Here is a 16,624-nt window from a genome sequence, read left to right on the forward strand (position 1 = left end):
AGCGAAATGACCGGAGATTCTAGCCGCTGGAGCTGGATAACAACTAAAAGCGGAAGCGGCTCGTTCAGAATGGGAGGAGGATGGTGCTTCTGACGTAGAGGCGCCTTTTGCCTCGCAGGAAGACGCGAAGCCACCGACCATTCTAGCCGCTGGAGCTGGATAACAACTAAAAGCGAAAACAGCTCGTTCAGAATAGAAGTAACAATAATATAAAAGGGTGTACCAAATTAATTTGGTACACCCTTTTCATAGAAGAAGAAAAATAATTTTTCATTATTGGTCATCGACCTCTTTTCCCATTATTGGTCATCGGTAAAAAGTAACAGTGTGATTGGTTATTGGATGATTGGTTGTCCTTTGGCCATCACAAATCTCATTTTTACAAAAGTGGTCTTCTTCTATGCCTTGAAGCGGAGTCTCACCACTTCAAGGTTTAAAAGTATTTTTCACCATCAAAGTCTAGTTCAATGGCGTAGTTTTTCACATTAATTAAGTTAGATAACCTATTAGCTTGTCTCTCTAACTCTAAACCTTTTACACGATATACTTCAGGATCAAACATGGCTACTTTTACAAGCGACGATGTTTCACCGTACGAATATACATGTTCTTCTTTCTTACTCACGCCAAACTCTTTACACTTTCGAGCTTTTGCACGTAACTGCGTTGCAAGTTCTATCGCTTCAACAATCGTTATATTCTCTCCGTTGAAATTCACTTCATTTCGGATATTTGCTTCATACATTAATTTATCTAAAAGACGAAAATCAGCGCGAACTTCATCTAGCTCCTGTTCAACTTGTACCAATGTACGCGTCTGTTTTGGAAGTGTATCACCTTTTTCAATTTCAACAAATCCAATTTGGTTCATCTCTTCTTCTAATTCATGTATTCTTTTCGATAATACACTTTTTAATTTTACAGCTTCTGCCAAAGAAATGTTAGACATAGTATCCCCCTTATATCTCTTCTTTCTGCTCCTCTAAAGTAGGTACTTTCTCTTTTTTCGGTTTCCCAAGCTTAATGACTAAGAAATATAGGGAAAGCAATGTAATAAGAAAAACAATTATAAATGGATACGGAGAATAAAAGGCACGCGCTGCCTCCGTTTTCCCCGCAACAAACTTCAATGACTCAATATCTAAAAACTCAGCAAACATTTGTACACCGAGCATACTAAACCAAAAAACAAAAAAACTAATAATAATACCAAAAACTTGCTTCAATCTCGTCATCCATCTCATCCTTTCTATATGTTTAATTTTTTAGCGCAATCAGTATAGTACAAACAAAACTATGCACAGAAAGGAACTATCTTACCATTCGCGAATTAATTTAATCCAACCTAAAATTGAAATTTGTAAAATAATACCCCAAATAACAAGTAGTCGTAACCATCTCGGAAAAAAAGTTACAAATCGAATATACCATTCCAATAATTTGTTCATAACGCCCTCCCCCTAAAATTATATAGGAAAAAGGAGATATAATCCAAATCCAACCAAAATGATACCACCTACTATCTCACCATATGTACCGAGCATACCTTTCGCATGCCTACCAATGAATAAACCAGTCCACGCTAATAACATACTAATAAATCCAAAGAGTAATATCGTAATAACTGTCTGTGCTCCGTAAATACCAAGACTAAGCCCTACTGAAAAACTATCTATACTAACACCAAATGCAAATACGAATAAACTAATTCCAATAGGGGCTGTTCTAGTCTCTTCATTCTCTAAAATAGAGGAATACACAATATAAAATCCTAGTCCTATTAATAAAATAGCACCTGCAAAATGTGCAATGTCTCCATACTGCTCTGATAAAAAACGACCTAATACCATCCCAATAAATGGCATGATAATATGAAATATCCCTATCGTCACACCGATATACAGGATCTGTCTTATCTTTAAGGCCATCATTCCCATACCAAGACTCACCGAAAATGCATCCATCCCTAAGGCGAACGCCATAATTATTAAAGGTATTAGCTGTTCAAACGTCATTCATGTCCCTCCTCGGACGTGCTACTTCACAATATGCTTATCCGAGGAGAAATATTCTGTTTGCTAATCGTACCTTATCATTCAGTAATAATTTGATGTCCTGCCGCTTTTGTTAAACGATTCATAATGGCATTCCCTATTCCTTCATTCGGGAATGATTCACTAAAAATAACATCCACTTCACTTGCATCAAATGTTCTAAGTACATCATATAATTTAGTCGCAACGCTAGCTAAATCACTTCGAACACCACAAGATAATACAACATCCGCGCTATATACATGCTGATACTCTTCTGTCGTTAATACACCGACTTTGAATCCTTCTTCCTTTTTCTTATCCACAATAAGCTGAATAAATTCACGTGAACCTTCAACAATACTTAGCGGCGCTTTCGGTGCATAATGTGTATATTTCATTCCAGGTGATTTCGGTTTTTCCTTCTCATCCTTTAGAGCCGGATCTAAAGAAACCGTGCCAATCACCGCTTCCAATTGTTCTTTCGTAATTCCACCTGGGCGTAATATCGTTGGAACAGCGCTCGTACAATCAATTACAGTCGATTCAACACCGACTCCTGTTGCACCACCATCTACAATACCTGCGATTTTCTCATTTAAATCTTCATATACGTGAGATGCTAACGTCGGACTTGGACGACCTGAACGATTTGCACTAGGTGCTGCAACAGGTACATTTGCCTCTTCAATAAGAGCAAGAGCTACCGGATGATCAGGCATTCTTACTCCAACCGTATTAAGTCCTGCCGTTACCTTCTCTGAAATCCCTTCTTTTCTAGGTAAAATAATTGTTAAAGGGCCCGGCCAAAAATGCTCCATTAACTGTTCTGCAACTGGCGGAATTTCCTTCACAATACCATCTAACTGCGATTTTGTACCGATGTGGACAATAAGTGGATTATCACTCGGTCTTCCTTTCGCTTCAAAAATTTTCGCAATCGCTTCATCATTCATCGCGTTTGCACCTAGTCCATATACCGTTTCTGTAGGGAAGGCAATCGCCTCATTTTCCCTTAATAATTTTGCTGCTTCTTGTAACTGTGGATAATATTTTTTTCTTTCCACAACATTATCCACAACCCACATATTTGTATGCATTTTTTCCCACGTCCTTTTCTACCCTGAAATACTTGTCTATTTTTAGTTTACTATGAGATTTATCCAAAAGACAAACAAGGTTTATCCACAAAATGTGGATAAACCTAATTAATCCGTGGATAACTTTGTGAATAGCTGACAATTTAGTATTATTGCATTTGGCTCTTTTATATTTTTACAAAAGTGTTCTAACTGTCGAATTCCCTCTGGTACGTTCTCTTTCTCTATCGTAACAAAGTCAAAAAACTGAAAGATCGTTATAGATTGTGGATGATTTGTTAGTAAGTACAATTGTCGAATATTTTTTTCTTTCATATACTGCAAAAACATTTCAAAAAAATATAAGAAAGTCTGTTTATCCACATTAGGTGTGAATAAACAAGAACGAATAAGTGCGTTTTCTTCACTTTGTTCATATCCAATGACTGCCCGTATTTCTTCCGCCTCTTCCAAAATCATAAACTGTGCGTACAACTCATTTATTTTATCATCTTTTTTATTAGCTTGTCCGAAAAAAGAATGCAATCTTTCCACATCTGCTTTCGTCGCAAAATATACCTTCTTCATAATAAATCCCTCCTCTTTTTTATATATGAGAAGGGATTTACGAATAGTACTATTTAGAGAATAAAGATGTAAAAGCTTCTACAATAAATAACTTAACTTCCGGCTTTTCTTCTTCCTCTTCTACTTTTACATACTCATTTCGCTTTTCTTGTTTTTGTTCCACAGGTTTCTCCACTTTTTCCACAGTTTTTGTTTCCTCTTTACTTGCAGGTTGTTCTTCTACTTTCGTTTCATTTTTTACTACTTTTTTTTCAGAAGCTGTTACTTTTTTTGCGACTTCCTGCTTTACAACTTTCTTTTCTTTCACCTCATCCCCTTTTTTCTCTTCTGCATTTACTACTTCTTCATCATCTATTTGTTTCACTTGCTCCTCTTCAGGAGATTCAGCCTTCACAACATGTTCTTCTTTCCTTACAGCTGTACCACTTGAAAAATCTAAGAAACACATTGGTGGAAATAGTACACACCACCAGTTTGCCCCTTCACCTTCCCCAATTGTAATTAAGACTGCTTCATATTCCCCTGCCGGATAAATAAAATTCCCATATACCTTTGTAGGAAACTTTACATTTTTACTGAATTTCACTTGAAATGAATCTTTACTTCCTTCTTTTTTCAACGTATTTGCTACTGTTTTTTCGATTTCTGGAATATGACTTTGAATGACCTTGCGTGCCTCTTCAAATGAAGTTAAATCAGCTACCCATCCATCAATTTGTGCTTTTACTTCATCACGCACTTTGCGCTTTAACGCCTGGTCTTTATCTGAATCACTATTTGCTAAAATCCGTAATCGAACGGCCTCTTTCGGAATAACTGAAGGCCCTTTCGCATCAGCTTTCATATATCCAAACTGCACAAGTAACTGTGCACCAATTAATAATAGAAGAAGATAAGCAATAACTTGTTTTTTCATTTCCTCCACCGTCCCTTCTACAAACAGTGTGGACAGACTTTCATCTTTCTAAACTATTAAATTCAAAATCTATATGAATTTTTCCACAAAAAAAATAGAGTAAGGTGTAAACCTTACTCCATCTCCGCAAATACCATACGATCTTTTCCATTAATATCAAAAACAACCTCAACATGAGCATGTGGAAATACTTGTTGTAACAGCCCTTTCACGTCCTCACCTTGCCCTACTCCAATTTCAAATGCGACAATTGCTTTCTTCTGCAACACATTCGGCAACTCTTCCATAAAGCGGCGATAGAAATCTAATCCGTCTTCACCACCAACAAGCGCTCTCTTTGGCTCATGCTCTTTCACCACTGGAGAAAGACCACGCCAATCTTCTTCCGGTATATATGGAGGATTTGAAACAACAACATCTAACTTTTGACCCGTTTCATAAAATGGTGATAATAAATCACCATGATAGAACGTTACTTCTGCGCCCAAAGTTTTCGCATTTTCTTTTGCAACTTCAATCGACTCCTGCGCAATATCTACCGTATACACATGAAGATTTTTATTTTCTAAAGCAAGTGTAATCGAAATTGCTCCGCTACCTGTACCAATATCTGCTACATGTATTTTCTCATCACCAAAATGACGCTCGATTCTTTCTAACACTCCTACTATAAGCTCTTCTGTTTCTGGTCTTGGTATTAATACTTCTTCATTCACAAAGAACGATCTTCCATAAAACATTTCATGACCAATCATATATTGAATAGGAATACCTTCTACATGCTTGTGGATAAACTCTGTAAAACTTTTTTCTTGTTCCGCAGTTATTTCTTCACGCATGTTCATCAATAATCCTGTTCTATTCGTCTTTAATACATGACAAAGGACAATTTCTCCCGCATTTTCATCTCGTCCATTCTCCTGTAAAAAAGAAGAAGCCCATTTCAGGGCTTCATAGACACGCATTACTCAGCTGCCTCCATCCTTTGAGCCTGATCTTCCATTACTAAGGCATTGATGAAATCATCTAACTTACCTTGTAAGATTTGATCTAACTTTTGAATCGTTAAACCGATTCGATGGTCTGTAACACGGTTTTGCGGGAAGTTATACGTACGAATACGCTCTGAACGATCACCCGTACCAACAGCTTGTTTACGGTTTTGATCATACTCAGCTTGTGCTTCTTGTCTAAACTTATCATAAACACGTGCGCGTAATACTTTCATCGCTTTTTCTTTATTCTTAATTTGTGATTTCTCATCCTGACATGATACAACTACACCAGTCGGTAAATGCGTTAAACGTACCGCTGACATCGTTGTATTAACGCTCTGTCCACCAGGTCCACTAGAAGCGAATGTATCAACACGAACATCTTTCTCATGAATATCAATTTCTACTTCTTCTGCCTCTGGTAATACAGCTACAGTTGCTGTAGATGTATGGATACGTCCACCAGATTCCGTTTCAGGAACACGTTGTACACGGTGAGCGCCATTCTCGAATTTCAGCTTCGCGAAAGCACCTTTACCGTTAATCATAAAGATAATCTCTTTATATCCACCTAACTCTGTATAGCTAGCCTCGATAATCTCCGTTTTCCAACCTTGCACCTCAGCATAACGGCTATACATACGATATAAGTCACCAGCAAATAAAGCGGCCTCGTCGCCACCAGCAGCTCCACGAACCTCAACGATAACGTTCTTATCATCGTTAGGGTCTTTTGGTACAAGTAAAATTTTCAGACGCTCTGATAATGTTTTTTCTTGTGATTCTAACTCAGAAACCTCTTCTTTTACCATTTCACGCATTTCTGCGTCTAACTTATCTTCTAACATTGCTTTCGCATCTTTTAATTGCTCACGAACATCCTTATACTCACGATACACCTCTACCGTTTCCTGTATATCAGACTGTTCCTTTGAATATTCACGAAGCTTATTTGAATCACTAATAATTGCTGGGTCGCTTAGCAATTCATTTAACTTCTCATAACGATTTTCTACAGCTTGCAAACGATCTAACACATCATTCACCTCTACATCCTAGTATCTAATACAAATAGTATATGGTACTTACTCAAAAAAACGCAAATTATATTTAAAAGCGTAAGCGGCTTGCTCAGAATCGCAGGCCATTGGAACTCTCGACCTTGAAGCGCTTTTTGCTTCAAGCGAGAGAGTGAAATGGCCGGAGATTCTAGCCGCTGGAGCTAGATATTACAGCTTAAAGCGCAAGTGGCTCACACCACTCACACTCTCTATTCTGAAAAAAACCCGCCTTGCGCAGCGAGTTTTACTTATCTTTGTTTGTAGGAACTGCATGACAATGACGACAGCGTGGTTCATACGATTCTGAAGCACCAACTAAAATAATCGGATCATCAAATGCCGCTGGTTCTCCATCAATTAATCGTTGTGTACGACTTGCCGGAGATCCACATGCAGAACATACTGCTTGTAGTTTTGTTACATGTTCAGCAATCGCCATCAGCTGAGGAACTTGTCCAAATGGTAGACCACGGAAATCTTGGTCTAAACCAGCTACAATGACACGATAGCCACGATTTGCCAATACTTGCACCACTTCCACAATGTCCCCATCAAAGAATTGCACCTCATCGATTGCAATTACATCCATTTCTTCAGTGATATGTTCAAATATATCTTTTGAAGCTGAAACAGGAACTGCTTTTACCTTTAATCCGTTATGTGATACAACGTCTTCTTCACTATAGCGATTATCAATACATGGTTTAAATACAATTGCATGTTGTTTCGCAAATTGCGTACGACGCACACGGCGGATAAGCTCTTCTGATTTACCAGAAAACATACTACCGCAAATCACTTCAATCCAACCGTTCTGATTTATTAAGTACATGAAGCTCTCCTTTCATCTACTTTTTAATTAAAAGTAGGGTAAAGGTATAATATTTTCGCAAAAAAAACAGACAAGCGAATAGATACACTTGCCTGTTTTATGTTTTTATTACTTAAGACCGTATTTCTTATTGAAGCGGTCAACGCGTCCGTCTGCAGTAGCAAACTTCTGACGTCCAGTGTAGAATGGGTGAGAATCAGAACTGATCTCAACTTTTAGTAATGGATAAGTGTTACCATCTTCCCACTCAACAGTTTCGTTAGATCCTCTAGTAGATCCGCTTAAGAATTTGAAGCCTGTGTTTGTGTCCATGAATACAACTTTCTTGTAATCTGGGTGAATTCCTGCTTTCATTCTTTTCATCTCCTTCCGCCCTGAATCATTTTCGAAACAGAGTTTTTCATCTTCAGCTGCATACACAACTATATTGATGAAACACATATGATGAAATTATAACAAGGCTAACTTCATTTTGCAACTACCTGTTTTTGTCTTTTTAATTTTAAAAGCAGAAGCGGCTCGTTCAGAATGGGAGGGGGATGGAGCTTCTGACGTAGAGGCGCTTTTTGCCTCGTAGGAAGACGCGAAGCCACCGACCATTCTAGCCGCTGAAGCTGGATATTATCTTTAAAGTGGAGGGGGCTCGCTCAGCTCTGACCAGCTAAGGTTCTTTCGCCCTAAAGGTGCTTTTTACCTTTCGGGCGGAAGGTTCTTAGATGCGAAGAGCTAGCCACCGGAACTGGATATCATTTAAAAGCAGAAGCGGCTCGCTCAGAATCGCAGGCTATTTGGAACTCTCGACCTTGAAGCGCTTTTTGCTTCGAGCGAGAGAGTGAAATGACCGGAGATTCTAGCCGCTGAAGCTGGATATTATCTTAAAATGGAGGCCGCTCATCTCTCTTTAAGATCACCTAAAAAACATAAAAAACTCGCTTACCATAAAATAAGCGAGTCCCAATCTTTTCCCTTTACTTCGTTGTTACATATCTTTTCGAATCTGCAACAATGTTTTGTAAAAATTCTTCATTTGTCTTTGTTTGACGAAGTTTACGTAAGAAACCTTCAACAAAGTCTGGTGTATCACGCATTGTTTTACGAATACCCCATAGTTTGTCTAAATGTTCTTTCGGAATTAATAGATCCTCTTTACGTGTACCAGAACGGCGAATATCAATTGCCGGGAAGATACGACGCTCAGCTAATGAACGATCTAAATGAAGTTCCATATTTCCAGTTCCTTTAAATTCTTCGTAAATTACATCGTCCATACGAGATCCTGTATCAACAAGAGCTGTTGCTAAAATTGTTAAGCTACCGCCTTCTTCGATATTACGTGCAGCTCCAAAGAAACGCTTCGGTCTATGGAAGGCAGCTGGGTCGATACCACCCGATAATGTTCTACCACTTGGCGGAATAACAAGGTTGTAAGCTCGCGCTAAACGGGTAATACTATCCATTAAAATGATAACATCTTTTTTGTGCTCTACAAGACGCATTGCACGTTCTAACACAAGTTCTGCTACTTTAATATGATTTTCTGGTACTTCATCAAAAGTAGAGCTTACAACATCTCCTTTAACAGAACGTTCAATATCTGTTACTTCCTCTGGACGCTCATCAATTAAAAGGACAATTAATTCAGCTTCCGGATGATTTGTTGTAACACTGTGTGCGATTTCTTTTAATAGACTAGTTTTACCAGCCTTTGGAGGCGCGACAATTAAACCACGTTGTCCAAATCCAACTGGTGCAATTAAATCCATGATGCGTGTCGGTAACTTTTTCGGTTCCGTTTCCAATTTCATTTGGCGATCTGGGTATAATGGTGTTAATGCAGGGAAATGCACACGCTCTTTTGCTGACTCTGGATCATCTCCGTTTACAGCTTCAACTTGTAATAACCCAAAGTAGCGTTCATTTTCTTTCGGAGGTCGTACTTTACCAGAAACCTTATCTCCATTACGTAAATCGAAACGACGGATTTGCGAAGCTGAGATATAAATATCTTCTGAGCTTGGAGAGTAGTTGATAGGACGTAGGAATCCAAATCCTTCTGATTGAATAATTTCTAATACGCCTTCCATGAAGAAGAAACCTTCTTTTTCTGCTCGAGCTTTTAAAATGGCGAAGATTAACTCTTTTTTCGTTAATTTGCTATAATACGAAATTTTAAATTCTTTCGCAAGCTCGTATAACTCTTTTAATTTCATGTTTTCTAATGCTGCAATTGACAAATTCATTCAGACACCACACTTTAACGTTATTCTCTTTTCACATGGGTAAAGGGAAAAAATACGGAAGGCAAATAATTAATAATGAAAGGCAATAAGTTCAAGTAGGGTAATATTCACTATTGTAACCCTTTTATCTAGTTTTAATCAATACGTTGAAACACAAATACAAGAAGCGAAGACAAGAAAATTTGTCTTCGCTTTTTATTTAATCCAGCTTCAGCAGCTAGAATGGTCGGTGGCTTCACTTCTTCCTACGAGGCACAAAACGCCTCTTCGTCAGGAGTTCCAATGCCTTCCCCTTCTGAGCAAGCCACCTCCGCTTTTTACTTAATAACCAAGTTCGGTTTTTTATTTAAGCTGTGACGTCCGTCTACGAAGCGTACTGTGCCTGATTTTGCGCGCATAACAAGGGATTGTGTTGTTCCTACGCTACCTTTAAATTGAACGCCGCGTAGTAGTTCTCCGTCTGTTACGCCTGTTGCTGCGAAGATTGCATCGTCACCTTTTACTAAGTCCTCCATGCGAAGGATGCGGTTGATGTCTTCTATGCCCATCTTTTTGCAACGCGCCAATTCAGCTTCGTTTTGTGGTAATAATTTCCCGTGAATTTCTCCACCTAAACATTTTAATGCAACTGCTGCTAACACACCCTCAGGCGCGCCACCAGAGCCGAATAAAATATCTACACCTGTACGATCAAATGCGGTGTTGATTGCACCAGCTACGTCTCCATCATTAATCAATTTAATGCGAGCACCAGCTTTACGAATTTCTTCAATAATTGCTTGATGACGTGGACGGTTTAAAACTGTCGCTACAACATCTTCAATATCTTTGTTTTTCGCTTTCGCAACTGCACGTAAGTTATCGATAATAGGCGCATCAATATCGACCGCCCCAACTGCTTCTGGGCCAACCGCGATTTTATCCATGTACATGTCAGGAGCATGTAACAAATTACCATGATCTGCAATTGCAATAACAGCAAGAGCATTCCATCCACCAGCTGCTACAATGTTTGTCCCTTCTAAAGGATCAACTGCAACGTCTACACGCGGACCATATCCTGTACCTAATTTTTCTCCGATATATAGCATTGGTGCTTCATCCATTTCACCTTCACCAATTACAACTGTACCTTTCATCGGAATTGTATCAAATACATCACGCATAGCTGATGTTGCTGCACCGTCTGCCTCATCCTTTTTCCCGCGTCCCATCCAACGCGCTGATGATAAAGCTGCAGCCTCTGTTACACGTACTAACTCCATAGATAAACTTCTTTCCACGATAATCCCTCTCCTTTAAGTCTTTATATTTCTGCCGTATTTTGTGAACCGTGTTTTTCTATAAAGTGTACTTCCGCAAGTAGTGATGCTTCGCTTCCCCCTCGCGGAAGTATCACTTATGCGTTCTTCATTTCTTCAATTTCTTGCTTTGTCATTTGTTCTCGCCAAATGTTTGCACCAAGCCCTTTAAGCTTGTCTACTATATTTTCATAGCCACGATCAATATGCTCAAGTCCGGTTACTTCTGTAATTCCATCCGCCATCAATCCTGCAATAACAAGAGCTGCTCCAGCTCGCAAATCACTCGCTTTCACTTTTGCACCTTGTAATAAAACAGGACCAGTTACGATAGCTGACCGACCTTCTACTTTAATTTGCGCATTCATGCGACGTAATTCATCAATATGTTTAAAACGTGCGCCATAAATCGTATCCGTTACAACACCCGTTCCATGCGCCTTTGTTAAAAGTGTTGTAAATGGCTGTTGTAAATCTGTTGGGAAACCTGGATATACAAGCGTTTTTATATCAACTACTTTTAATCTTCTATCACCGTTCACTGTAATCTGGTCATCATTCGTTTCAACTTGGACACCAGCTTCTCTTAATTTTGCAGTAACTGACTCCAAATGCTGAGGAATAACATTATCAACTGTTACTTCTCCTCCTGACGCAGCACCTAAAATCATATACGTACCCGCTTCAATACGATCTGGAATGATCGTATGATGACAACCGTGCAATGAATCCACACCATCAATTCGGATTACATCTGTACCAGCACCTTTAATGCGTGCTCCCATGCTAGTTAACAATGTAGCTACATCAATAATCTCTGGTTCTTTCGCTGCGTTTTCAATAACAGTTCTACCTTTCGCTCGTACAGCTGCTAGCATAATATTAATCGTAGCTCCTACACTAACAACATCTAAATAAATACGTGCCCCTCGTAGTTCATCTGCTCTTAAATAGATAGCACCTTGTTCATTCGTAACATGTGCACCTAACGCTTCAAATCCTTTAATGTGCTGATCAATCGGCCTCGGTCCTAAGTGACATCCACCTGGAAGCCCAATAACAGCTTTTTTAAAACGGCCAAGCATCGCACCCATTAAATAATAAGAAGCACGCAATTTTTTCACTTTTCCATTTGGTAAAGGCATTGCAACCATGTTAGAAGGATCGACTACCATCTCTTCCTCCTGTCCATACGTTACTCTTCCTCCAATTTCCTCTAGTAAGTCTCCTAACATTTTCACGTCCGAAATATTAGGGACACCACCAATAGTTACTGGAGTATCTGCTAAAATTGTCGCTGGAATTAGTGCAACGGCGCTGTTCTTTGCACCACTCACACGAATTGTTCCATTTAAAGCTCTTCCGCCTTCAATTAGCAATTTTTCCATATTGAGCTCCCTTCTTGTGAATGTATTTACTTTCTATATTTTTATAGAAAGCTCCCCCTTAAGAATCTCAATCACTCTTTCCACCCTAACACTCAATAAATAGGAAACCATCATCTTCATTTCTCCTGTAATACAAAAAGATAAAGATTAACTATTTATCGAATTTACTTTATCAATTTAGATACATTATCACATTTATTAATAGGACTATGCACATTATTTTCTATTTCAAAAACAAAATGATAAAATCTTTAGACTTGTTCACGCTTTCATTATACAACGAAAGGAAACCGTCTAAAAGAGTAGACGGTTTCCAAAACGGAATTTTATTCTTACGCTTTACCGTTAGAACCGAATTCGCGAATTTTACCAATAACAGTTGCTTTGATAGCGTCGCGGCCAGGTCCGATAAATTTACGAGGATCGTAAACTTCTTGGTCTTTGTTTAATACTTCACGAACAGCTTTTGTAAACTCAATTTGGTTCTCAGTGTTTACGTTGATTTTTGAAGTACCTAAAGAGATAGCTTTTTCGATATCAGCAGTTGGGATACCAGTACCACCGTGTAATACTAAAGGTACGCCAGTGAAGTCACGAACTTGTTCCATTTCAGCGAATCCTAAGTTAGGCTCACCTTTGTAAGGACCGTGTACAGAACCTAAAGCTGGAGCTAGGCAATCGATACCTGTTGCTTCAACAAGGTGCTTACACTCAGCTGGGTCAGCGTAAATTACGCCTTCAGCGATTACGTCGTCTTCTTGTCCGCCAACTGTTCCAAGCTCAGCTTCAACAGATACGTTACGAGCGTGTGCGTATTCTACTACTTTTTTAGTAGTTTCTACGTTTTCTTCGAATGGGTGGTGAGAAGCGTCGATCATTACAGATGTGAAACCTGCATCGATTGCTTCTTTACATTTTTCGAAGCTTGAACCATGGTCAAGGTGAATCGCTACAGGAACAGTGATGTTCATTTCTTCGATTAAAGCTTTAACCATAGCTACAACTGTTTTGAAACCAGTCATATGACGAGCTGCACCCTCAGATACACCTAGGATTACAGGAGATTTTTCTTCTTCCGCAGCAGCTAAGATAGCTTGAGTCCACTCTAAGTTGTTCATGTTGAATTGACCAACTGCGTATTTTCCTTCTAGTGCTTTGTTTAGCATTTCTTTCATAGAAACTAAAGGCATGGTGAATCCTCCTAAAAAACGTTTTTTGTATCCGATAAGTTCTTATCGCTGGTAGTATGACCAGAATAAGGTAAAATATGTATATCTACATACCGGACTTTTTTCTACACTCAATAGGATAACAACTTGTACTCAAAAACTCAACCGTATTCACCTGCACAATAGTCCATGTAAACGCTTTTTTCCATATTTTTTATAAAAAATTCATTTTTAAGCCTCTACAGCGAGTTCATTTCTCACCGCTTGACGAATTTCATCAATATCAAATGGTTTAGCAAAATGCATTAAAGCACCTAAATCTTTTGCTTCTTGGATCATATCAAGCTCTCCATAAGCAGTCATTAAAATCACTTTAATACTCTCATCAATTTCTTTTACATGCTTTAAAATCTCTATACCATCCATACCTGGAATTTTCATATCTAACACAACTAAATCTGGATTATCTTTTTTCACGATATCTAAAGCTTGAAATCCATTCGCTGCTTGGAATGTCTGATAACCTTCTTTTTGGAACACTTCATGTAATAACACACGAATGCCATATTGATCATCAACGATTAAAATTTTCCCTTCCATAACTCCCAACCTTTCTGTGTAAGTACAAGATTTAAAGCTTCTTATATCTTAACGATTAATTTTCGCTATTCTTTACCAAATTCCTTCCTATTTCTTTCTTATTTTACCGTTTCCTATTTTGTTATGCCACCTTCGATTTCACCTTTCTAAAAAAATAAACTATAATGAAAGCCGGTAAACACGTACGAAGGGAGTAACATTATGTTAAAAATTTTTTCAACCCAATTAAGCGGTTATTTCTCCAGAGTTTCTCAAAAAGAGGAAATGAATATAGAAGATAGCGCCCGTCTACTTGCTCAAGCATTAGTTGGCGAAGGTTTCATTTATTTACATGGTACAAATGAAATGGAGGGCGTTGTTGCTGAAGCACTATTCGGTGCTGAACCAATGAAGCAAGCAAAACGATTTTTTGAAAATGGTAAAGAAGTAGAAGTAACTTCTGCAGATCGTGTGCTTCTTATTAGCCGTTTTTCAACAGATGAAGAAGTTGTAGCAATAGCAAAAAAACTGCAAGCAGATGGACACTCTATTGTCGGCATCTCTGCTATTCAAGAAGGCAATGAATCACTAGAACAATATACAGATGTACATATTGATACAAAACTGTTAAAAGGGCTTATTCCAGACGATGAAGGTAATCGCTACGGATTCCCAAGCTTAATGATAGCTTTATTTGCATATCACGGAATCAAATTTACAATCGATGAAATGTTAAATGAATATTAAAAAAAGCGCCCTATTTCAGGCGCTTTTTTATTACTTGCTCTCTTTATTCGTAATAGAAGCTTTTACGAAGTCATGGAACAATGGCTGTGGACGGTTTGGACGAGAAACAAGTTCTGGGTGGAACTGTGCTGCCACGAACCAAGGGTGATCTTTTAATTCAATGATTTCAACTAGACGGCCATCTGGGCTTGTACCAGAGAATACAAATCCTTCTTTTTCCATATCCGGACGGAATTGATTGTTGAACTCATAACGATGACGATGACGCTCATATACAACCGGCTCATTGTAAGCATTGTATGCATTTGTTTCTTCAGCAAGCTTACATGGATATAGACCAAGACGAAGTGTACCACCTAAGTCTTCTACATCTTTTTGTTCTGGTAATAAGTCGATGATTGCATAAGGTGTGTCAGGATTGATTTCAGAAGAGTTAGCTCCTTCTAATCCTAATACGTTACGTGCGAATTCGATTGATGCAAGTTGCATACCTAAGCAAATTCCTAGGAATGGAACTTTGTTTTCACGAGCATATTGAATTGCAACGATTTTACCTTCTACACCACGATCACCGAAGCCACCTGGTACAAGGATACCATCTGTGTCTCCTACTAATTCTTGTACGTTCTCTGCTGTTACGTGCTCAGCATTTACCCATTTCACTTCTACATCTGTGTCGAAAGAGTAACCCGCATGACGAAGTGCTTCTACAACAGAAATGTATGCATCTTGAAGCTCTACGTATTTACCAACAAGAGCGATTTTTGTTTTCTTAGAAAGGTTACGCACTTTTTCAACTAGCGCAGTCCACTCTGTCATATCTGCAGCTGGATTGTCTAATTTTAAGTGATCGCAAACGATTTGGTCCATATTTTGCTCTTGAAGAGATAATGGAACTGCATATAAAGTATCTGCATCGCGTGCTTCAATAACTGCTTTTGTATCAATGTCACAGAATAATGCAAGCTTGTCTTTCATATCTTGAGAAACAGGCATTTCTGTACGAACAACGATAATATTTGGTTGAATACCTAAACTGCGAAGCTCTTTAACGCTATGTTGCGTTGGTTTTGTTTTCATTTCACCCGCTGCTTTTAAGTACGGGATTAACGTACAGTGAATGTACATTACATTGTCACGACCGATGTCGCTCTTAATTTGACGGATTGCTTCTAAGAATGGTAGAGACTCGATGTCACCAACAGTTCCACCGATTTCTGTAATAACAACGTCCGCGTTTGTTTCGCGACCAGAACGGTATACGCGCTCTTTAATTTCGTTAGTAATGTGAGGAATAACTTGAACTGTTCCTCCTAGGTATTCACCACGACGCTCTTTTTGAAGAACTGAAGAGTAAATTTTACCTGTTGTTACGTTGCTGTATTTGTTTAAGTTGATGTCGATGAAACGCTCATAGTGACCAAGGTCTAAGTCAGTTTCTGCACCATCATCTGTTACGAATACCTCACCGTGTTGGTATGGGCTCATAGTCCCTGGGTCTACGTTAATGTATGGATCAAACTTTTGAATTGTTACGTTTAAACCACGATTTTTTAAAAGTCTTCCAAGAGATGCTGCTGTAATACCTTTACCTAAAGACGATACTACACCGCCTGTTACAAAAATATACTTAGTCATGAAAAAGCTCCCTTCTATTTTGCTGTTATATAATCACCGTTGCAAAGCGCAACGTATG

General features: G+C 38.6%; 18 protein-coding genes. 1 reads left to right on the forward strand and 17 read right to left on the reverse strand.

Annotated features, from left to right (window positions below; translation table 11 throughout):
* Positions 1 to 433: 433 nt before the first annotated feature.
* The 16 genes from NST14_RS27060 to spo0F form a co-directional block, all read right to left on the reverse strand.
* Complete coding sequence (locus NST14_RS27060) at positions 434 to 949, reverse strand: DIP1984 family protein (protein WP_229143194.1); 516 nt, start codon at positions 947 to 949, stop codon at positions 434 to 436.
* Between the two features lie 10 nt (positions 950 to 959).
* Positions 960 to 1,235: a DUF3935 domain-containing protein gene (locus tag NST14_RS27065; RefSeq protein ID WP_000197468.1), complete on the reverse strand. Its 276-nt coding sequence runs from the start codon at positions 1,233 to 1,235 to the stop codon at positions 960 to 962.
* A gap of 81 nt (positions 1,236 to 1,316) precedes the next feature.
* Positions 1,317 to 1,448 carry a hypothetical protein gene (locus NST14_RS27070; protein ID WP_001037628.1) on the reverse strand — a complete coding sequence of 44 codons (132 nt, stop codon included), beginning with the start codon at positions 1,446 to 1,448 and terminating at the stop codon, positions 1,317 to 1,319.
* An 18-nt stretch (positions 1,449 to 1,466) separates the two neighbouring features.
* A complete protein-coding gene (locus NST14_RS27075) occupies positions 1,467 to 2,015 on the reverse strand; it encodes a manganese efflux pump MntP (protein ID WP_000142468.1) in 549 nt (182 codons plus the stop codon).
* Between the two features lie 77 nt (positions 2,016 to 2,092).
* A complete protein-coding gene (locus tag NST14_RS27080) occupies positions 2,093 to 3,133 on the reverse strand; it encodes an L-threonylcarbamoyladenylate synthase (RefSeq protein ID WP_000557347.1) in 1,041 nt (346 codons plus the stop codon).
* A gap of 108 nt (positions 3,134 to 3,241) precedes the next feature.
* Positions 3,242 to 3,700 (reverse strand): mechanosensitive ion channel protein, encoded by a 459-nt coding sequence (locus NST14_RS27085; protein WP_000758435.1) that lies wholly within the window; start codon positions 3,698 to 3,700, stop codon positions 3,242 to 3,244.
* A 49-nt stretch (positions 3,701 to 3,749) separates the two neighbouring features.
* Positions 3,750 to 4,616 carry a stage II sporulation protein R gene (gene spoIIR, locus NST14_RS27090; protein WP_002163457.1) on the reverse strand — a complete coding sequence of 289 codons (867 nt, stop codon included), beginning with the start codon at positions 4,614 to 4,616 and terminating at the stop codon, positions 3,750 to 3,752.
* A 113-nt stretch (positions 4,617 to 4,729) separates the two neighbouring features.
* Positions 4,730 to 5,581: a peptide chain release factor N(5)-glutamine methyltransferase gene (prmC, locus tag NST14_RS27095; RefSeq protein WP_229143195.1), complete on the reverse strand. Its 852-nt coding sequence runs from the start codon at positions 5,579 to 5,581 to the stop codon at positions 4,730 to 4,732.
* Entirely contained in the window at positions 5,581 to 6,648 is a 1,068-nt protein-coding gene (gene prfA / locus NST14_RS27100; RefSeq protein WP_000887065.1) for a peptide chain release factor 1, read from the reverse strand. Before prfA ends, prmC begins: the two co-directional genes overlap by 1 nt.
* 268 nt (positions 6,649 to 6,916) lie before the next feature.
* Entirely contained in the window at positions 6,917 to 7,504 is a 588-nt protein-coding gene (locus NST14_RS27105) for a thymidine kinase (RefSeq protein WP_000280862.1), read from the reverse strand.
* A 108-nt stretch (positions 7,505 to 7,612) separates the two neighbouring features.
* Complete coding sequence (locus NST14_RS27110; protein ID WP_000643437.1) at positions 7,613 to 7,858, reverse strand: type B 50S ribosomal protein L31; 246 nt, start codon at positions 7,856 to 7,858, stop codon at positions 7,613 to 7,615.
* Positions 7,859 to 8,472: 614 nt separating this feature from the next.
* Positions 8,473 to 9,744, reverse strand: coding sequence for a transcription termination factor Rho (rho, locus tag NST14_RS27115; protein WP_001053898.1), 1,272 nt, complete (start codon positions 9,742 to 9,744; stop codon positions 8,473 to 8,475).
* 317 nt (positions 9,745 to 10,061) lie between these two features.
* Positions 10,062 to 11,027: a class II fructose-bisphosphatase gene (glpX, locus tag NST14_RS27120; RefSeq protein WP_000442336.1), complete on the reverse strand. Its 966-nt coding sequence runs from the start codon at positions 11,025 to 11,027 to the stop codon at positions 10,062 to 10,064.
* A gap of 116 nt (positions 11,028 to 11,143) precedes the next feature.
* Positions 11,144 to 12,433 carry a UDP-N-acetylglucosamine 1-carboxyvinyltransferase gene (gene murA / locus NST14_RS27125; RefSeq protein ID WP_000413260.1) on the reverse strand — a complete coding sequence of 430 codons (1,290 nt, stop codon included), beginning with the start codon at positions 12,431 to 12,433 and terminating at the stop codon, positions 11,144 to 11,146.
* A gap of 332 nt (positions 12,434 to 12,765) precedes the next feature.
* The gene (locus NST14_RS27130; protein WP_001131850.1) at positions 12,766 to 13,623 is read right to left on the reverse strand and encodes a class II fructose-bisphosphate aldolase; all 858 of its coding nucleotides are present in this window, start codon (positions 13,621 to 13,623) and stop codon (positions 12,766 to 12,768) included.
* 210 nt (positions 13,624 to 13,833) lie between these two features.
* The gene (gene spo0F, locus NST14_RS27135) at positions 13,834 to 14,202 is read right to left on the reverse strand and encodes a sporulation initiation phosphotransferase Spo0F (RefSeq protein ID WP_000398594.1); all 369 of its coding nucleotides are present in this window, start codon (positions 14,200 to 14,202) and stop codon (positions 13,834 to 13,836) included.
* Positions 14,203 to 14,403: 201 nt separating this feature from the next.
* Here spo0F and NST14_RS27140 point away from each other — a divergent pair, with 201 nt between their 5' ends.
* Entirely contained in the window at positions 14,404 to 14,928 is a 525-nt protein-coding gene (locus tag NST14_RS27140) for a DUF2529 domain-containing protein (RefSeq protein ID WP_000912421.1), read from the forward strand.
* A 30-nt stretch (positions 14,929 to 14,958) separates the two neighbouring features.
* Here NST14_RS27140 and pyrG read toward each other — a convergent pair whose 3' ends face one another.
* On the reverse strand, positions 14,959 to 16,566 hold the full coding sequence (pyrG, locus tag NST14_RS27145) for a CTP synthase (protein WP_000170454.1): 1,608 nt from the start codon (positions 16,564 to 16,566) through the stop codon (positions 14,959 to 14,961).
* Positions 16,567 to 16,624: the final 58 nt, after the last annotated feature.

This window comes from Bacillus sp. FSL W8-0519, assembly GCF_038005585.1.
Lineage (GTDB): Bacteria > Bacillota > Bacilli > Bacillales > Bacillaceae_G > Bacillus_A > Bacillus_A paranthracis.